17 protein-coding genes are annotated in these 18,505 nt (G+C 72.8%); all 17 read left to right on the top strand.

Translation table 11 applies throughout. The features are described from left to right. The first annotated feature begins 520 nt into the window (after positions 1-520). The 17 genes from pyrR to metK all read left to right on the top strand — a co-directional run bounded on the left by pyrR (position 521) and on the right by metK (position 18,456). Complete coding sequence (gene pyrR, locus ACEQ2X_RS13225) at positions 521-1,051, top strand: bifunctional pyr operon transcriptional regulator/uracil phosphoribosyltransferase PyrR (RefSeq protein WP_370326286.1); 531 nt, start codon at positions 521-523, stop codon at positions 1,049-1,051. Further along, complete coding sequence (locus ACEQ2X_RS13220; protein WP_370326285.1) at positions 1,051-1,971, top strand: aspartate carbamoyltransferase catalytic subunit; 921 nt, start codon at positions 1,051-1,053, stop codon at positions 1,969-1,971. The genes pyrR and ACEQ2X_RS13220 overlap by 1 nt, the downstream gene beginning before the upstream one ends. 20 nt (positions 1,972-1,991) lie before the next feature. Continuing rightward, entirely contained in the window at positions 1,992-3,290 is a 1,299-nt protein-coding gene (locus ACEQ2X_RS13215) for a dihydroorotase (protein ID WP_370326284.1), read from the top strand. Positions 3,291-3,295: 5 nt separating this feature from the next. Next, the gene (gene carA, locus ACEQ2X_RS13210; RefSeq protein ID WP_370326283.1) at positions 3,296-4,480 is read left to right on the top strand and encodes a glutamine-hydrolyzing carbamoyl-phosphate synthase small subunit; all 1,185 of its coding nucleotides are present in this window, start codon (positions 3,296-3,298) and stop codon (positions 4,478-4,480) included. Next, positions 4,473-7,859: a carbamoyl-phosphate synthase large subunit gene (gene carB, locus ACEQ2X_RS13205; RefSeq protein ID WP_370326282.1), complete on the top strand. Its 3,387-nt coding sequence runs from the start codon at positions 4,473-4,475 to the stop codon at positions 7,857-7,859. The genes carA and carB overlap by 8 nt, the downstream gene beginning before the upstream one ends. Before the next feature lie 101 nt (positions 7,860-7,960). Beyond that, positions 7,961-8,905, top strand: a complete 945-nt coding sequence (locus tag ACEQ2X_RS13200) for a 2OG-Fe(II) oxygenase family protein (RefSeq protein ID WP_370326281.1) — start codon at positions 7,961-7,963, stop codon at positions 8,903-8,905. A 57-nt stretch (positions 8,906-8,962) separates the two neighbouring features. Continuing rightward, a complete protein-coding gene (locus tag ACEQ2X_RS13195; RefSeq protein WP_370326280.1) occupies positions 8,963-9,895 on the top strand; it encodes a dihydroorotate dehydrogenase electron transfer subunit in 933 nt (310 codons plus the stop codon). Next, positions 9,892-10,869 (top strand): dihydroorotate dehydrogenase, encoded by a 978-nt coding sequence (locus ACEQ2X_RS13190; protein ID WP_370326279.1) that lies wholly within the window; start codon positions 9,892-9,894, stop codon positions 10,867-10,869. The genes ACEQ2X_RS13195 and ACEQ2X_RS13190 overlap by 4 nt, the downstream gene beginning before the upstream one ends. A gap of 24 nt (positions 10,870-10,893) precedes the next feature. Then, the gene (locus ACEQ2X_RS13185; RefSeq protein ID WP_370326278.1) at positions 10,894-11,331 is read left to right on the top strand and encodes a response regulator; all 438 of its coding nucleotides are present in this window, start codon (positions 10,894-10,896) and stop codon (positions 11,329-11,331) included. Between the two features lie 8 nt (positions 11,332-11,339). Further along, a complete protein-coding gene (locus ACEQ2X_RS13180; RefSeq protein ID WP_370326277.1) occupies positions 11,340-13,148 on the top strand; it encodes a CHASE domain-containing protein in 1,809 nt (602 codons plus the stop codon). A 36-nt stretch (positions 13,149-13,184) separates the two neighbouring features. Next, a complete protein-coding gene (pyrF, locus tag ACEQ2X_RS13175) occupies positions 13,185-13,883 on the top strand; it encodes an orotidine-5'-phosphate decarboxylase (protein ID WP_370326276.1) in 699 nt (232 codons plus the stop codon). A gap of 14 nt (positions 13,884-13,897) precedes the next feature. Further along, on the top strand, positions 13,898-14,419 hold the full coding sequence (locus tag ACEQ2X_RS13170; RefSeq protein ID WP_370326275.1) for an orotate phosphoribosyltransferase: 522 nt from the start codon (positions 13,898-13,900) through the stop codon (positions 14,417-14,419). A gap of 102 nt (positions 14,420-14,521) precedes the next feature. Then, on the top strand, positions 14,522-14,848 hold the full coding sequence (mihF, locus tag ACEQ2X_RS13165) for an integration host factor, actinobacterial type (protein WP_370326274.1): 327 nt from the start codon (positions 14,522-14,524) through the stop codon (positions 14,846-14,848). Between the two features lie 26 nt (positions 14,849-14,874). After that, positions 14,875-15,438 carry a guanylate kinase gene (gene gmk, locus ACEQ2X_RS13160; protein WP_370326273.1) on the top strand — a complete coding sequence of 188 codons (564 nt, stop codon included), beginning with the start codon at positions 14,875-14,877 and terminating at the stop codon, positions 15,436-15,438. Between the two features lie 55 nt (positions 15,439-15,493). Then, on the top strand, positions 15,494-15,841 hold the full coding sequence (gene rpoZ, locus ACEQ2X_RS13155; protein WP_370326272.1) for a DNA-directed RNA polymerase subunit omega: 348 nt from the start codon (positions 15,494-15,496) through the stop codon (positions 15,839-15,841). A 34-nt stretch (positions 15,842-15,875) separates the two neighbouring features. Further along, positions 15,876-17,105, top strand: coding sequence for a bifunctional phosphopantothenoylcysteine decarboxylase/phosphopantothenate--cysteine ligase CoaBC (gene coaBC / locus ACEQ2X_RS13150; protein WP_370326271.1), 1,230 nt, complete (start codon positions 15,876-15,878; stop codon positions 17,103-17,105). A gap of 154 nt (positions 17,106-17,259) precedes the next feature. Then, on the top strand, positions 17,260-18,456 hold the full coding sequence (gene metK, locus ACEQ2X_RS13145; RefSeq protein ID WP_370326270.1) for a methionine adenosyltransferase: 1,197 nt from the start codon (positions 17,260-17,262) through the stop codon (positions 18,454-18,456). Positions 18,457-18,505 lie beyond the last annotated feature (49 nt).

Genomic DNA, 18,505 nt, shown 5'->3' with positions numbered 1-18,505 from the left:
CGCCCAGAGTCGGTGAGCTGCTTTCTCTCGAAGGGCAGCAATGGGTGGAAAGACTCTTACCCGATTCCTTCCATTCGTTTTATCTCACGGAGCTTGGAGTGGTGGGAGCGTGGGCGGCGAGAGAGCTAAGCCGCTACTCCCCTCCCTCCTGGTGGGCTCTAGACCGGACCGGTCTTGACCTCGCACTTGCTGTGCGGGCCCGAGAAGCTGGGGCCAGGCTGGAGTTGGGATTCGGGGTGAACGACCTGAGACGACAGGAAAACCTCTGGCACTACTCGGTAGGATAGCGAGAGTTTCAAGCTGACTGGCTAGTGGTGGCGACGGGGCGGGGGGCCCAGGGGGCCCAGGCGCCTGGGCCCCCCGAGGGAGCTTCGCGGGCGGTCCACCGACGCACCGACCCCCGGCACCGACGGACACGGGGTGGGGGAGGGGAGCGGCTGGTACGCTGCCGCGCGATCCCGAACGCCCCTTTAAGCCGGGCCAGTGAGCCCGGGAAGGAGCCGCACACGTGACCCAGGTGATGTCCGCTGCGGACGTCGGCCGCGCGGTGTCCCGCATCGCCCATGAGATCGTCGAGCACCACCACGGTGCCGAGGGGCTGGTGCTGATGGGCATCCAGACCCGGGGGGTCCCGCTCGCCGAGCGGCTGGCCACCCGGATCGCGCAGATCGAGGGCGTCGAGGTGCCCCACGGCCTGCTCGACGTCACGCTGTACCGCGACGACTACGCGCGCACCGGGCCGCTCCCCCTCGGCCGGACGCGGTTCCCCACCGCGATCGAGCACACGACCGTGGTCCTGGTCGACGACGTCCTGTACACCGGCCGGACGATCCGCGCGGCGATGGACGCGGTGATGGACAGCGGCCGCCCCGACGCGATCCGGCTCGCCGTCCTCGTCGACCGGGGGCACCGTGAGCTGCCGATCCGCGCGGACCACGTCGGCAAGAACCTGCCGACCAGCCGGGCCGCCGACGTGCAGGTGCACCTGCAGGAGGTCGACGGCGCCGACGAGGTGCTCGTCATCGAGCCCGCGCGGGAGGCGAGCGCGTGATCGACGACCTCCTCGCGATCGAGGACCTCACCGCCGACCAGATCACCCGGATCCTCGACGCGGCGGAGGAGTTCAAGGACCTCGCCATCCGGCCCATCAAGAAGGTCCCCGTCCTGCGCGGCCGGACGGTGTGCAACCTGTTCTACGAGGACTCGACCCGGACCAGGATCTCCTTCGAGGTCGCCGAGAAGCGCCTCTCCGCCGACGTCATCAACTTCTCCGCCAAGGGCTCCAGCGTCTCGAAGGGCGAGTCGCTGAAGGACACCGCCCTGACCCTCCAGGCGATGGGGGTCGACGCGATCGTGATCCGGCACTCGGCGTCCGGCGCCCCCCGCCGGCTGACCGAGTGGGTCGACGCGAAGGTCCTCAACGCCGGCGACGGCTGGCACCAGCACCCCACCCAGGCGCTGCTCGACCTGTTCACGATGCGCGAGCGGCTCGGCCACCTCGAGGGCCTCAACGTCGCGGTGTGCGGCGACGTGGTCCACAGCCGGGTGGCCCGCAGCCTGGTCCAGGGCCTCGACATCATGGGGGCGACCACGACCCTCGTGGGGCCGCCGACGCTCATGCCGCCGGGGGTCGAGTCCTGGCCGGTGCGGGTCAGCCACGACCTCGACGGGGTGCTCGACGACCTCGACGTGTGCTACCTCCTCCGCGTCCAGCACGAGCGGATGGCCGAGCAGTTCTTCCCGTCGGTCCGCGAGTACGCCCGGCTCTGGGGGATGGACATCGACCGCCTCGAGCGCATGCCCGACCACGCGATCGTCATGCACCCCGGCCCGATGAACCGCGGTGTCGAGATCTCCGCGGACGTGGCCGACGCCGAGCGCGCGGTCATCGTCGACCAGGTCACCAACGGCGTGGCCGTCCGCATGTCCTGCCTGTACCTGATGCTCGGCGGAGAGGAGCAGAACGCGTGAGCGACAAGCGCACCTTCACCCTGGCCGGCTGCACCGTCGTAGACCCCTCGGCCGGCACGGCGCGGATCGCCAACGTCGTCGTCGAGGGCGACACGATCCGCAGCGTGGGCGAGGACTCCGCCGGCCTGCGGATCGAGTGCGACGAGATGATCTGCGCGCCCGGCCTGGTCGACCTCGCGACCCACCTGCGCCAGCCCGGCCGCGAGGACGCCGAGACCGTCGCCACCGGCACCCGGGCCGCCGCGGCCGGCGGGTACACGGCGGTCTGCGCGATGCCGACGACCGAGCCGGCGATGGACCACGCCGGCGTCGTCGAGCAGGTCCTCAGGCTGGCCCGCGAGGCCGGCCACTGCGACGTCGTCCCCGTCGGGGCCATCACCAAGGCGCGGGAGGGGGCCGAGCTCGCCGAGATGGGCGCGATGCACGCCGCCGGCGTCCGGGCGTTCAGCGACGGCGGCCGGCCCGTCGCCTCCGCCCAGGTCATGCGCCGCGCGCTGATCTACGCGAAGACCTGGGACGCGATCCTGGTCAACCACCCCGAGGACCCCTCCCTCACCGGCGGCGCGCAGATGCACGAGGGGCCGACGTCCGCGCGGCTCGGCCTGCGGGGCGCCCCGCGGGAGGCGGAGGAGATCATGGTCGCCCGGGACCTGCTGCTGGCCGAGCGGGTCGGGGCGCGCATCCACGTCCCGCAGGTCTCGACGCGGCGGGCGGTCGAGCTGATCCGCGACGCGAAGGCCCGCGGTGTCCGGGTCACCTGCGACGTGACCCCCCACCACCTGGTCCTCGACGACACCGCCGTCGCCAGCTACGAGACCCGCTACAAGGTCACCCCGCCGCTCCGGACCGCCGACGACATCGCCGCCCTGCGGGAGGGGTTGGCGGACGGCACCATCGACGCGATCGCCAGCCACCACGCCCCGCACCCACCCGACGACAAGGACACCGAGTGGGCGACCGCGCCCGCCGGGACGGTCGGGCTCGAGACGACCCTCGCGGTCGTCCTGACCGAGCTGACCGACCGGGAGGCGCGCCCCGACGAGCGCGGCGCCGCCACCCTCAGCCTGGTCGAGGCCCTGCGGCTGCTGACCACCGGGCCGGCCGCCGCCAGGCAGATCACCCACCACGGGCGGCCGCTCGCCGCGGGTGAGCCGGCCAACCTGGTCGTGATCGATCCCGGCACGGTCTGGGCGGTCGACCCGGACGCGCTCCACACCCGCAGCCGCAACTCCGCCTTCGAGGGCCACAAGGTCCGAGGCCGCGTGGTCCACACCGTCCTGCGCGGCAAGTTCACGGTCAACGACGGGAGGGTCACGTGATCGCCCTGCACACCACCTCCAGCCGCCCCGCGACGCTCGTCCTGGAGGACGGCACCACGTTCCGGGGGGAGGGGTTCGGCGCCACCGGCACCGCCTTCGGCGAGATCGTCTTCAACACGGCGATGACGGGCTACCAGGAGATCCTCACCGACCCCTCCTACCACCGCCAGATCGTCACCATGACCTACCCCCACATGGGGAACTACGGGGTCACCCCGGAGGACGCCGAGTCCCGCCGCGTGCAGGTCGCCGGGTTCGTCGCCCGGGAGGCGGCGCGGCTCCACTCGAACCACCGGGCGACCGGGTCCCTCGGCGGCCACCTCGCCGACTCCGGCGTCGTCGGCATCGCCGAGGTCGACACCCGCGCGCTGGTCCGCCACATCCGGTCGGTCGGGGCGATGCGCGCCGCGATCTCGACCGAGGTGCACGACGCCGACGAGCTGGTGCGCCGCGTGGCCGAGTCGCCGGGGATGGAGGGGGCGGAGCTCGCGAGCGAGGTCACCACCCCCGAGCGCTACGAGGCCCCCGTCGACGACGCCCGCTTCCGGGTCGTCGCCTACGACTTCGGGATGAAGCGCAACCAGCTGCACCTGCTGAACCTGGCCGGCTGCTCGGTCACGGTCGTGCCGGCGTCCACCCCTGCCGAGGATGTGCTGGCCCTCGAGCCGGACGGGGTGTTCCTGTCCAACGGACCGGGCGACCCTGCCGCGGTCCGGGCCGGGATCGCGGCGATCGCCGAGATCCTGCCCACCGGGACCCCCACGTTCGGGATCTGCCTGGGCCACCAGCTGCTGGCGTCCGCCGCCGGCGCGCGCACGTACAAGCTGAAGTTCGGTCATCGCGGCGGCAACCACCCGGTGCGGAACGATGCGGCGGAGCTCGCGCCCGACCTCGACTCCGACACGCTGCGGCGCCTCAGCCGCGAGGCCGAGTCGATCGAGATCACCAGCCAGAACCACGGGTTCAGCGTCGACGCGGAGTCCCTCCCCGCCGACGGCCCGTTCGGGCGGGTGGTGCAGACCCACGTCAACCTGAGCGACTGGACCAACGAGGGCATCGCGCTGTGCGACCTGCCGGCGTTCAGCGTCCAGTACCACCCGGAGGCGGCACCGGGGCCCCACGACGCCCGGTACCTGTTCGCCCAGTTCACCGCGCTGATGGCGGCGCACGAGGGAGCGACCGTTGCCTAGGCGCGGTGACATCGACACGATCCTGATCCTCGGCTCCGGCCCGATCGTCATCGGGCAGGCGTGCGAGTTCGACTACTCAGGTGCCCAGGCCTGCAAGGTCCTGCGCCGCGAGGGCTACCGCGTCGTGCTGGTCAACTCGAACCCGGCGACGATCATGACCGACCCGGAGTTCGCCGACGCGACCTACGTCGAACCCCTCACCCCGGCGTTCGTCGAGAAGGTGATCGCCCGGGAGAAGGCCCTCCACCCCGACGACACCCTCGTCGTGCTCCCGACCCTCGGTGGTCAGACCGGCTTGAACGTCGCCGTCGACCTGGCGCGCGGCGGCGCGCTCGAGCGGCACGGCGTCGAGCTGATCGGCGCCGGCCTCGAGTCGATCGACCTGGCCGAGGACCGTCGCGCGTTCAACGCCGCGATGACCGAGATCGGGCTCGAGCAGGCCCGGGCGGGGCGTGTCTCGATCGGCCCGGACCACGACCCCGCGCAGATCCCCGCCGCGATGGCCGAGGCCCGCCGGCTGGCCGACGAGTTCGGGTTCCCGCTGCTCGTGCGGGCCAGCTACACCCTCGGCGGGGCCGGCTCGGGTCTGGTCGAGACGCCCGAGACCTTCTCTGCGGTGGTCCGGGAGGGCCTCGACGCGAGCCCGATCGGGGAGGTGCAGATCGACGAGTCGCTCCTCGGCTGGAAGGAGTACGAGCTCGAGGTCATGCGCGACGGCAAGGACAACTGCGTCGTCATCTGCACCATCGAGAACGTCGACCCGATGGGCGTCCACACCGGCGACTCGATCACCGTCGCGCCCGCCCAGACCCTCAGCGACCACGAGTACCAGATCATGCGGGAGGCCGCGTTCAAGGTCCTCCGCAAGGTCGGCGTCGCCACCGGCGGGTCGAACGTCCAGTTCGCCATCGACCCCGAGTCCGGCCGGATGGTCGTGATCGAGATGAACCCGCGGGTGTCGCGGTCCTCCGCGCTCGCGTCCAAGGCCACCGGGTTCCCGATCGCGAAGATCGCCGCGCTGCTCGCCGTCGGCTACACCCTCGACGAGATCACCAACGACATCACCGGCTCGACGCTGGCGGCCTTCGAGCCCTCCATCGACTACGTCGTCACGAAGATCCCCCGGTGGGCGTTCGAGAAGTTCCCCGGCGCCGACACCCGCCTGGGCACCTCGATGAAGTCCGTCGGCGAGGTCATGGCGATCGGCCGGACGTTCAAGGAGTCCCTCCACAAGGCGTTGCGCAGCCTCGAGGACGGCACGGTCGGCCTGACCGGCAGGGGAGGGTCGGCGGGCGCCGGCCCGGGCCGGCTCGCCGCGGAGCGCACCGACGCCGAGCTCGAGACCGCCGTCGCCACCCCGACCGCCCACCGGATCCACGACGTCGACGAGGCGCTGACCCGCGGGTGGGCGCCCGAGCGGGTCGCCGAGCTGAGCGGCTACGACGTCTGGTTCGTCGACCAGATGCTGCAGATCGTCGAGGTCCGACGCGCCCTGCGGTCCTGCGAGCTGCTCGCCAACGTCCCCGACGACCTCCTGCGGCGCGCCAAGCGGATGGGCTTCGCCGACGCGCTGATCGGCCAGGTGGTCGGCGCGGCCGAGGAGGAGGTGCGGCGCCACCGCCACGCGATCGGGCTGCGGCCGGTCTTCAAGACCGTCGACACCTGCGCGGCGGAGTTCGCCGCCGAGACGCCGTACTACTACTCGACCTACGAGCAGGTCTCCGAGGTCCGGCCCACCGAGCGGCAGCGGGCGATGATCCTCGGCTCGGGTCCGAACCGGATCGGGCAGGGCATCGAGTTCGACTACTGCTGCGTCCACGCCGTGTGGGCGCTGCAGGACGCCGGGTTCGAGACCGTGATGGTCAACTGCAACCCCGAGACGGTGTCCACCGACTACGACACCGCCGACCGGTTGTACTTCGAGCCCCTCACCACCGAGGACGTCCTCGAGATCGCCCACGCCGAGGGGGTCGTCGGGTTCCCCGGTGCCGCGCCCTCCGCCGGCGATCCGTTCCCCGGCGTCGCCGGCGCGCTGGTGCAGTTCGGCGGGCAGACCCCGCTGAAGATGGCCCACGAGCTCGAGGCCGCGGGCCTGCGGATCATGGGCACCAAGCCGGCTGCGATCGACCTCGCCGAGGACCGCGGGCGGTTCAACGCGATCCTCGACCGCCTCGGGATCGCCCAGCCGGCGGGGGCGGTCGCGTCCGGCGTCGACGAGGCGCTGGGCATCGCCGAGTCCATCGGGTTCCCGGTGCTGGTCCGCCCCTCCTACGTCCTCGGCGGCCGCGCCATGGAGATCGTGTACTCCGCCGACCAGATGCGCGGCTGGCTCGAGGTCAACGCGGGGGAGGGGCAGGTCCTGGTCGACAAGTTCTTCGAGAACGCCGTCGAGGTCGACGTGGACGCGGTGTTCGACGGAACCGAGGCGTACGTCGGCGGGATCATGGAGCACATCGAGGAGGCGGGGGTCCACTCCGGCGACTCGGCGTGCGTCGTGCCGCCCTTCACCCTCGGGCGGGCCCAGCAGCTCCAGCTGAAGGAGTACGCCGCGGCGATCGCCGAGGCGCTCGGCACCCGCGGGCTGATCAACATCCAGTTCGCCGTGCGGGACACCGACATCGTGGTGCTCGAGGCCAACCCGCGGGCCAGCCGGACCGTGCCGTTCATCTCGAAGGCCACCGGGGTGCCCCTGGCGAAGGTCGCGGCGAAGGTGATGGCCGGGGCGAAGATCGCCGAGCTGGACCTCGGCCCGGACGCCGTGGACCGGCCGCCGCTGCCGTACAACGCGATCAAGGAGGCGGTGCTGCCGTTCAACCGGTTCCCGGGCGTGGACACGCGCCTCGGGCCGGAGATGCGCTCCACCGGTGAGGTCATGGGCATCGACCACGACTTCGGCATCGCCTTCGCGAAGTCCCAGGCCGGGACCGGCGCGATGGTCCTGCCGACGTCCGGGCGGGTGTTCTGCTCGCTCGCCAACCGGGACAAGCGGGCCATGATCTTCCCGATCAAGCGGCTGGCCGAGCTCGGGTTCGAGGTGCTGGCGACCGAGGGGACCGCCGAGACCCTCCGCCGCGCCGGGGTTGACGCCCGGGTCGTGGAGAAGCACTCGGTGGTGCGCGCCGCGCGCGAGCGGGGCGAGGAGGCCACCAGCGTCGTCGACCTCATCGGCGACGGGCAGGTGTCCCTCGTCCTCAACACCCCCACCGGCATCGGCGCGCGCGCGGACGGCTACGAGATCCGCACCGCCGCGGTCAGCCACGGGATCCCGTGCATCACCACCCTCCCGGGCATCCTCGCGGCGATCCAGGGCATCGAGGCGCTCCAGACCGGCGGCCAGGTCGACGTCGCCCCGCTCCAGCACCACCACGCGTCGCTCTAGCGGCGGCACAACCGACCTCAGATCTGAGCGGCGGGTCTGCCCACGGCGCTGAGGCTCAGATCTGGGGTCTGGCGCGCGCAGGGCATCTAGGGTCGACAGCGATGGCCGCACCACCCGACCCCTCCACCCCCGGCCTGCGGGCCCCCGACTTCGTCCTGCCGACGACCGATGGCACGCCGACGCGGTTCTACGGCGCCGTGGGCGGGGACCCGCTGGTGCTGTGCTTCGGCGACGCCGAGATCGCCGTGCACAACCCCGCCGACCCCGCCGCCGACCCGATCCTGGTGTTCGTCGACGCCGAGGGGGAGGTGCGGGACCGCTTCGGCGCCGCGCCCCACACCGCGGTCGTCCTGGACCCGAACCTGCGGGTGCTCGGGACGGCGTCCGCCCCCGACGGCCGGGCGGACCACACCGCGGTCGCCGCCCACCTCGAGCGCCTGCCACGCCACGACGACGTGCAGGTCTCCGCCCAGGCGCCGGTCCTGCTCATCCCCGACGTCCTGTCGCCCGAGTGGTGCGAGCGGCTCATGGCGATGTGGGCCGACAGCGGCGCGGAGGAGACCGGCGTCGAGACGACCGTGGAGGAGACCCGCGCCGAGGTCCGCAACGCCAAGGCCAAGCGCCGTCGCGACCTGGTCGTCACCGACGCCCAGGCGAACGCCGAGATCGCCCAGGCCGTCGGGCAGGTCGTGATGCCGGAGATCCGGCGGGCGTTCAACTACCGCGCCACCCGGTTCGAGGGGTTCAAGATCGGCTGCTACGACGAGGAGTCCGCCGGGTTCTTCAGCCGCCACCGCGACAACCTCAGCCCCTCGACCGCCCACCGGCGCTTCGCGCTCAGCCTCAACCTCAACGACGGCTACGAGGGCGGCGAGGTCCGCTTCGGCGAGTTCGGTCCCATGCGGTACCGCCCGCCCGCCGGCGGGGCGCTGGTGTTCAGCGGGGCGCTGCTCCACGAGGTCCTCCCCGTCACCGGCGGACGCCGGTTCGTCCTGCTCAGCTTCCTGTGGGGCGACGACGTCCGGCGCCCGCCGACCGCGAGCTGAGCACGCCGACCGGTCACCCTGAACGTCCGGAGACGGCCAGTAGTCTCGTCTGACCACATGAGCACGTTCATCACCCGGACCGGCGCGGCGACCGCGGCCGGGTCGGGGGTCCCGCCGGTCCAGGGCCGCAGCAGCGGCCCCCTCCGGGCGTGGTGCGAGGTGCTGCAGTACCGCAAGATCGGCACCTACCACTCCCTGACCTTCGTCAGCCCCGAGATCGCCGACCGCGCCGAGCCCGGCCAATTCGTGACGATCGGGGTGGAGGGCCACCACACGGTCCTGCGCCGACCCTTCAGCATCTACCAGGTCAGCCGCCACGGCCCGTGGGCCGGGACCGTCGAGATCATCTTCGACGCCACGGGGGAGGGGACCCGCTGGCTCACGACCCGGGCCAAGCACGACCTGGTCGACCTCGTCGGCCCGCTCGGCACGCCCTTCCCGATCCCGAAGCAGAACGTGACGTCGCTGCTGGTCGGGTCCGGCTACGGCACCGCCCCCCTCCTCTACCTGGCGAGCGTCCTGCAGCAGCGAGGGCTCCGCGCCGACATGATCATCGGCGCCCCGACCGCGGACCGGATCTTCAACGCGATCGAGGCGAAGCGCTTGTCGGCCACGACGGTGCTGACGACCGAGGACGGGTCCCTCGGCGAGCAGGGCGTCATCACCGACGTCATGGCCCGCATGCTCGACGGCGGCCGGACCGGGCTGGTGTACGCCAGCGGGCCGATGCCGATGCTGCGCGAGGTCAGCCAGCTCGCGATGTCGCACGGGGTCCCCGTCCGGGTCGCCACCGAGGAGCTGATGGCCTGCGGAACCGGCGTCTGCCAGACCTGCGTCCTGCCGGTCGAGCGCAAGGGTCAGCTCTACAACCTCCGCGGCTGCGTCGAGGGGCCGGTGTTCAACGGCGCGAAGGTGCAGTGGGACGCGATCGGGGCGCTGCCGGTCATGGACGTCCCCGAACCGGTGGTCGACGACGAGGCAGAGCTGTGAGCCAGAGCCCCACCAGGGACGCGACGCCGCAGCGGGCCCGCCGCCCGGTGCGCCCCGCGGACGTCGACCTCCGCGTGCAGCTCGGCGACCTGATCCTCGCCAACCCGATCGTGACGGCCAGCGGGACGTTCGCGTCGGGCCAGGAGATCAACCGGTTCTTCGACGTCAAGCGGCTCGGCGCGGTCGCGGTCAAGTCGATCACCCTCGAACCCCGCGCCGGCCTGCCCACACCGCGGATGGCGGAGACGGCCAGCGGCATGCTCCACGCAATCGGGTTGCAGAACCCCGGGCTCGAGCGCTGGCTGGCGGTCGACTACCCCTGGCTGGTGCAGCACGAGGTGCCGATCATCGCCTCGATCGCCGGTCGGACGGTCCACGAGTACCGGCTGGTCGCCGAGAAGCTGCGCGGGCTCGAGGGGATCGTCGCGCTCGAGGCGAACATCTCCGCTCCCCACGAGGAGGATCGCGACACCACCCTGTCGAGCCACCCCGGCAGCGCCCACGAGATCGTCGCGACGATCATGCGCGTGGCGACCGTCCCGGTCTTCGCGAAGCTGTCGCCGGACGTCACCGACATCGTGGCGGTGGCCGCCGCCGCGGCCGAGGCGGGGGCGACGGGCGTCAGCCTGATCAACTCCCCGGTCGGCTTGGCGATCGACGTCGCGAGCCGCCGGCCGACGCTCGCCGCCGGCACCGGCGGGCTGAGCGGGCCGGCCATCAAGCCGATCGCGGTCCGCGCGGTCCACCAGGTGCACCGCCACCTCCCCGATCTGCCGATCATCGGCATGGGCGGGGCCCGCAGCGTCGAGGACGTCATCGAGTTCATGCTCGCCGGGGCCAGCGCGGTCGGGATCGGGACGGCCACGTTCGCGAACCCCGTCGCCACCCTCGAGCTCGTCGAGACCCTCCCGACCTGGTTGGCCGAGCGGGGCATCCGCCACGTCCGCGCCCTCACCGGCGGGGTCCGGGCATAGCAGCCCGCCGCTAGGCTTGCCCGGATGCCGCGCGACGTCGAAGCCCAGATCCTCCTGGTGGAGGACAACCCCGGCGACGTCCTCATGGTGACCCAGGCCCTGTCGCACTCCGAGGTGCCCAACCGGGTCCACGTCGCCCGCGACGGGGCCGAGGCGCTCGACTTCGCGTTCCAGCGCGGCGTCCACGCCGACGCCCCCCGTCCCGACCTGGTCTTCCTCGACATCAACCTGCCGAAGGTCGACGGGCACGAGGTGCTCGCGATGCTGAAGGACGACGAGGACCTGCGCACGATCCCGGTGGTGATGCTCACCTCCTCGGATGCGGAGTCGGACGTCCGGGCGGCCTACCGGACCCACGTCAACGCCTACCTCACCAAGGGCTTCGACTTCGCCGAGCTCGAGGCGGTCCTGCGGGAGAGCCTGCACTACTGGATCCGGCGCGTGCGGCACCTCCAGGCGTAGGGGGACCGATGGCGAGCCGCGGTCGGCGGTCGATCGTGCTGGGGGTGGTCGTCCTCATCGGCCTGCTCTCGACGGGCGCGGTGACCTCGGCGCTGTACGACCAGGCTCGCGACGAGATCGCCATCCGCTTCGCCGCGGCCGCCGAGGACCAGGCCGACCGGGTGGTGGAGGAGCTCCGCCGCGGGGTCGCCGTGGGCGAGGCGGCACGCGCCTTCGCGCTCGCGTCCGAGGACGTCACCGCGGAGGAGTGGGAGGTGTTCATCGAGCAGCTCCGGCTGGGGGAGCGGTTCCCCGCCGCCAACGGGGTCGGGCTGCAGGTCGCCATACCCGCGGGGAGCGAGGCGGCGCTCGAGGCGGAGGCGCGGGCCGCCGGTCAGGACGGGTTCACCGTCAGCCCGGCCGAGCCCGTCGGGGACGTGCGCTACGTGGTCGTGTACTTCGAGCCCGAGGCGGTGAACCGCGAGGCCATCGGCTTCGACGTGCGGAGCAACCCCGACGCGTTCGAGGCCGCCGAGCGCGCCCTCCAGGCCCGGGCCCCGCGGCTGTCCGGCCCGACCCGGTTGGTGCAGGAGACCGGCGACCAGGCCGGCGTGGTCGTCTACCTGCCCTACATCCGGCCCGGCGCGGGGACCGAGCGGCTGGTCGACGCGGGGTTCGTCACCGTGGTGTTCCGCGGCGACGAGCTCCTGTCCGGGATCCTCTCGCCATCGGGCGCGCTGGCCCTCGAGGTCGTGGACCCCCAGGGGCGGGGGCCGGCGGGTGACGGCACGGTCGGCCACGCGTCGCCCGAGGGGACCGAGGACGCCCCGGTGCGCCACCAGGCGGTCCTGAGCCGCCAGGTGCTCGGCCGGACCTGGCAGATCACGGTGTCGGCGGTCGACGGGTACGCCGTCGAGGCCGCCGCGCCCGTCATCACCGCCGTCCTCGGCCTGCTCCTGACCGGCGTGGTCGCGCTGCTCGTCTCGAACGCCCAGCGCCAGGAGCAGCGGGCCCAGGCGCTGGCCGACGCGGCCACCGCCGACCTGCGGGCGTCCGAGGCCGAGCTCGCCGCCGCCAACACCGCGCTCGAGGTCAGCAACGCGAACCTGAAGCGGTCCAACGACGAGCTGAGCCGCTTCGCCCACGTCGCCTCCCACGACCTGAAGGAGCCGCTCCGCATGGTCAGCGGCTTCGCCGGCCTGCTCGAGACCCAGCTCCACGACCGCCTCGGCGGCGACGGGCTCACCGAGATGGAGCGCACCTCCCTCACCTACATCCGGCGCGGGGCCAGCCGGATGCAGGAGCTCATCACCGACCTGCTCGAGCTGGCCAGCCTCGACCGCAGCGCCAGCCTGCGCGAGACCGTCGACGTCCGCGCCGTCGTCGACCGGGTCCTCGAGGACCTCGCCGACCAGATGGCCGACGAAGGCGCGACGGTGGAGGTGGGACCGCTCGACCCGGTGGTCGTCGACCGCCGCCAGATCGGCGGGCTGGTGCAGAACCTGCTGACGAACGCGATCAAGTTCCGCCGCCCCGACGTCCCGCCGGTCGTGCAGGTGTCGGCGGTCCGGGACGGGCGGATCTGGCGCCTGGACGTCGCCGACAACGGGATCGGCATCGCCGAGGCGGACCGCGAGGTCGTCTTCGAGGCGTTCCGCCGCATCCACTCCCGCGAGGAGTACGAGGGCACCGGCATCGGGTTGGCGATCTGCGCGTCGGTCGTCACCGCCCACGGCGGCACCATCCACATCGAGGACGGCATCGACGGGGGCACCCGCTTCACCGTCGAGATCCCCCAACCCGAGGCCCCCGAGGTCGAGGGGGCCGGCGGCGCTTGACCGGAGCCCCGCCGCCGCGCCGCTAGGGTCATCCGGATGCCGCAGAACCCCCTGATCGTCGCCCTCGACACCGACGACCGCGCCCGGTTGGCCGGGTGGGCCGAGGACCTCGGCCCCGTCGTCGGCCTGCTCAAGGTGGGCCTGCAGGCCCACACCGCCCTCGGCCCGGCGGTCGTCGCCGACGTCGCCGCGCACGCCCCGGTCTTCCTCGACCTGAAGCTGCACGACATCCCGAACACCGTGGCAGGCGCGGCGGCCGCGGCCGCGGACGCCGGCATCGCGATGCTCACCGTCCACGCCTCCGGGGGGCCGGCGATGGTCGCCGCCGCCGCCGAGGCCGCCCCCGACGTCGCGATCCTGGCCGTCACGGTCCTGACCAGCCTCGACGACGGGGGCCTCGCGGCCGTCGGTCAACCGCCTGCGGACGAGCAGGTCCCCCGACTCGCACGCATGGCGGTCGAGGCCGGCGCGACCGGCATCGTCTGCGCCGCCGCGGAGGTCACCGCGGTCCGCGCGGCCGTCGGCGCCGACCCCCTGGTGGTCGTGCCGGGCATCCGCCCCGCCCGGCCCGGCGCCCAACCCGACGACCAGGCCCGCACCGCCACCCCCCGCGCCGCCCTGGACGCCGGCGCCAGCCACCTCGTCGTCGGGCGTCCCGTCACGACCGCGGCCGACCCGGTCGTCGCGGCCCGCGCGATCCTCCGGGAGGTGGGCGGGACGGCGGATGTGGAATAGGGTGCGGTCTCGACATGGACCGTGACGCGCTCGCCGCCGCCATCTACGACCGCGCCCACCTGACCGGCACCTTCGTGCTGCGCTCGGGTGCGGTGACGGACCACTACTTCGACAAGTACCTCTTCGAGTCCGACCCGGCCCTCCTGCGCACCATGGCCGAGCACATGGCGCCCCTGGTCCCCGAGGGCACCGAGGCGCTCGCGGGGCTCGAACTCGGCGGGGTGCCGCTCGCGGTCATGCTCGGCCAGGTCACCGGCCTCCCGGTCCGGTTCGTCCGCAAGGAGGCGAAGAGCTACGGCACCCGCAAGCTCGCCGAGGGGGGCGACGTCGAGGGCGTGGCGATCACGGTCGTCGAGGACGTCGTGACCTCCGGCGGTCAGGTCATCGTGAGCTGCGGCGAGCTGCGCGAGCGGGGCGCCCACATCCAGGGCGTCGTCTGCGTCATCGACCGCGACGCGGGGGGCCGGGACAACCTGGCCGAGCACGACCTCACCCTGCACCCCCTCTTCACCCGCCAGGAGATCGATCGGGAGTGACCGTCGAGCGGACGGCCCACCGGCCCGGATCTCTTGACCACACCCCTCCGCAGGCCGTTAGCATGTGGCGCCCCCTCCGCCCGAACTGAAGGCCCTGTTCGAATGCCCGTTCCCGAGCTGAGCGACGATGCCCGACGTGCCGCCCTCCAGAAGGCGGCGGAGGCCCGGAAGATCCGTGCCGAGCTCAAGCAGCAGCTCCGCAGCGGCGAGGTGACCCTCGCGGAGGTCATCGACCGGGCCGAGACCGACGAGGTGGTCGGCAAGACCAAGGTCTCCGCGGTCCTCGAGGCCCTGCCCCGCATCGGCAAGAAGACCGCCCGGCGGACGATGGAGCAGCTCGACATCTCCGAGTCCCGGCGCCTGCGGGGCCTCGGCGACCGGCAGCGCGAACGGCTGCTGGAGCAGTTCGGCCCCGGCCCGACCGGGTGACCGGGCCCCGACCCCACCGGGGTCGGGTGATCGTCGTCAGCGGACCGGGCGGGGTCGGCCAGGGCACGGTCGTCCAGGCCCTGCGCCGCCGGCACCCCGACCTGGCCGTGTCGATATCGGCGACCACCCGCCCGCGCCGTCCGGGTGAGGTCGACGGCGAGCACTACCACTTCGTCGACCGGCGCACCTTCCTCGACATGGTCGAGCGCGGCGAGTTCCTCGAGTGGGCGGAGTTCAACGGCAACCTCTACGGGACCCCGTGGAGCTCGATCGCCGACGCGGTCGCCGACGGCCAGGTCGTCGTGCTCGAGATCGACGTGCAGGGCGCCGCGTCGGTGCGGCGGCGCGAGGAGGAGGTCGGCGACGTCGAGGCCACGCTCGTCTTCATCGACCCGCCGTCCTGGGAGGCGCTCGAGGACCGGCTGCGCCACCGCGGGTCCGAGGACGAGGACTCGATCGCCGCCCGCCTGCGCATCGGACGGCTCGAGATGGACCAGGCCAGCGCGTTCGACCACCGGGTCCTCAACGACACCGTCGACGCGGCGGTCTCGCGGCTGGAACGTATACTCGCGGGCACGCCGCAGGCCTGACGTCGGCCGCGGCGTGCACCGATCTCCCCGAGACCCCTCCCGAGGCTGATGCCCGATGGCCACGATCGACGACCTGCTCGCGCGGGTGGACTCCAAGTACACGTTGGTGCACCTCGCCGCCATCCGCGCGCGCGAGATCAACAACTACTACCACTCCCTCGGTGAGGGGATGGGCCAGTACGTCCGCCCGCTCGTCGAGCAGGTCGACTCGAACAAGCCGCTGTCGATCGCCATGGAGGAGATCGCGCAGGACAAGATCGTCGTGCAGCGCCCCGAGGAGGCCCGTGCCCGCGCGGCCGCGATGATGGCCGACGACGACGCCGACGTGGTCACCCTGCCCCAGGGCGCCGACGCGATCCTCGACGACGACGGCGAGCCCACCGACCTCTCCGACGGCGAGTAGCCAGCCCCGCCGCCGGTCAGCACACCTCGTCGCCGTGGCCCCCTCCCTGGCCGGCCGTGAGGTGCTCCTCGGCGTGTCCGGGGGCGTCGCCGCCTACAAGGCCGCGTCCCTCGCGCGGGGGCTGAAGAAGCTCGGCGCCGACGTCCAGGTCATCCTGACCGGGGGTGCCACCCGCTTCGTGCAGCCCGCCCAGTTCGAGGCGCTCACCGGCCGTCGCTGCTACACCGACACCTTCAGCGACGTCGAGCGGATCGTCCACGTCGAGGTCGCCCGCCGTGCCGACGTCGCGATCTTCGCGCCGGCGACGACGAACCTGATCGCCAAGTTCGCCGCCGGCATCGCCGACGACCTGGTCACCTCGACGTTCACCTGCCTGACCGTGCCGACGGTCATCGCCCCGGCCATGCACACCGAGATGTGGCTCCACCCGGCCACCCAGGCGGCGGTCCGGCTGCTCGCCGAGCGCGGCGCGACGATCGTCGGGCCGGGGGAGGGGGAGCTCGCGGGCGGCGACGTCGGGCCGGGCCGCCTGGAGGACGAGGACGTGCTCCTCGAGGCCGTGCTCCGCGCCGCCGGACGGGCCGACCACCCGCTGTCGGGACGTCGGGTCGTGGTGACGGCCGGCGGGACGCGCGAGCGGCTGGACCCCGTCCGGTTCCTGTCGAACCGGTCGACGGGGAAGATGGGGTACGCGATCGCCGAGGCCGCCGCCGCGGTGGGCGCGACCGTCGACCTGGTCGCCGCCCCGACCGCGTTGGCCGACCCGCCGGGCGTGACGACCACGCACGTCGAGTCCGCCCTCGACATGCACGCGGCCGTGATGGCGCTCGCGCCCGCGGCGGACGTGATCGTCAAGGCGGCCGCGGTCAGCGACTTCCGGCCCGTGGCGGTGTCGGACCAGAAGCTGAAGAAGGACGCCTGGACCGGGTCGGGGGCGGAGGGTGACGGCGTCACCCTCGAGCTGGCCCGCAACCCGGACATCCTGGCCGACCTCGGACGCCGCGACGACATCGATGCGGTCCTGGTCGGCTTCGCTGCCGAGACCACCGACGTCGAGTCCTACGGGCGCGGCAAGCTCGAGTCGAAGGGTGCCGACCTGATCGTCGTCAACGACGTCAGCCAGTCCGACGCCGGCTTCGGGGTCGACACCAACCGCGTGGTCATCCTCGGGCGGGACGGGTTCCGCAGGGCGGTGGACCTGGCGTCGAAGCGGGCGGTCGCCGACGTCATCCTGGACCTGGCGGCCGAGCGCCTGCGCGGCTGACCGCACTGCGCGATCGACCAAGCCCGGCCAGAGGGCGGATGCGCACCCTCCGCTAGGCTTGCCGGCGACGCGGACGGCCGAGCGGCGCCGTCCCGACGGCGGCGCGGACCGGCGCACGCCCGCACACCGCACCCGACCACAGGACCGCGCACCCATGGCACGCAGCTGGCAGTTCACCTCAGAGTCCGTCACCGAAGGGCACCCCGACAAGGTCGCCGACCAGATCTCGGACTCGGTCCTCGACGCGGTCCTCGAGCTGGACGACGACCCCTGGCACGCCCGTGTGGCCTGCGAGACGCTGGTCAACACCGGGTTGGTCGTGGTCGCCGGCGAGATCCGCACCACCGCGTTCGTCGACTTCGACCGGATCGTCCGCCAGACCCTCGGGGACATCGGCTACGACTCGGCCGCCGCCGGCTTCGACGGCCGGACCTGCGGGGTGCTGATCGCCATCGACGAGCAGTCCCCGGACATCGCCGGCGGCGTCGACCGCGCGATGGAGTCGCGCAGCGGCCCCACCGACGACGAGCTCGACAACCTCGGCGCCGGCGACCAGGGGATGATGTTCGGCTACGCGACGAACGAGACCCCGTCGCTGATGCCGTTGCCGATCGACCTGGCGCACAAGCTCGCCCGCCGGCTCGCCGCGGTGCGCCACGACGGCACCGTCCCGTACCTGCTGCCCGACGGCAAGACCCAGGTCACGGTGACCTACGACGGCGGGAAGCCCGTCAGCGTCGACCGGGTGCTGATCTCCACCCAGCACCTGCCCGACATCGACGTGCCCACCCACATGACCCCGGACCTGATCGAGCACGTCATCCGGCCCGTCCTGCCCGAGGGCATGGCCGTGACCGACGACCAGGTGCTGATCAACCCGTCCGGCAAGTTCGAGATCGGCGGCCCGCACGCCGACGCTGGGCTGACCGGCCGGAAGATCATCGTCGACACCTACGGCGGCATGGCCCGCCACGGCGGCGGGGCGTTCAGCGGCAAGGACTCCACCAAGGTCGACCGGTCCGGGGCGTACGCGACCCGCTGGGTGGCGAAGACCATCGTCGCCGCCGGCCTGGCCGAGCGCGCCGAGCTGCAGGTCGCCTACGCGATCGGCGTGGCCCGTCCCGTGTCGCTGATGCTCGAGACGTTCGGGACCGAGACCCAGGACCCCGAGAAGATCCTCGAGGGCGTGAAGGAGGTCTTCGACCTGCGCCCCGCTGCGATCATCCGCGACCTCGGCCTGCGCAAGCCGATCTTCCGCCCCACCGCCGCCTACGGCCACTTCGGTCGGGACGAGTTCCCCTGGGAGCAGACCGACCGCGCCGACGACCTCCGCTCCGCCGCCGGCGCGTAGCACCGTCCACAGAGGTGTGTCGGGAGACCCGTCAGGATGACGGGTCTCC

The organism is Euzebya sp. (genome assembly GCF_964222135.1).
GTDB lineage: Bacteria > Actinomycetota > Nitriliruptoria > Euzebyales > Euzebyaceae > Euzebya.
Note: the sequence above shows the minus strand (reverse complement) of the source record. Positions and strands in the feature narration are given on the sequence as shown.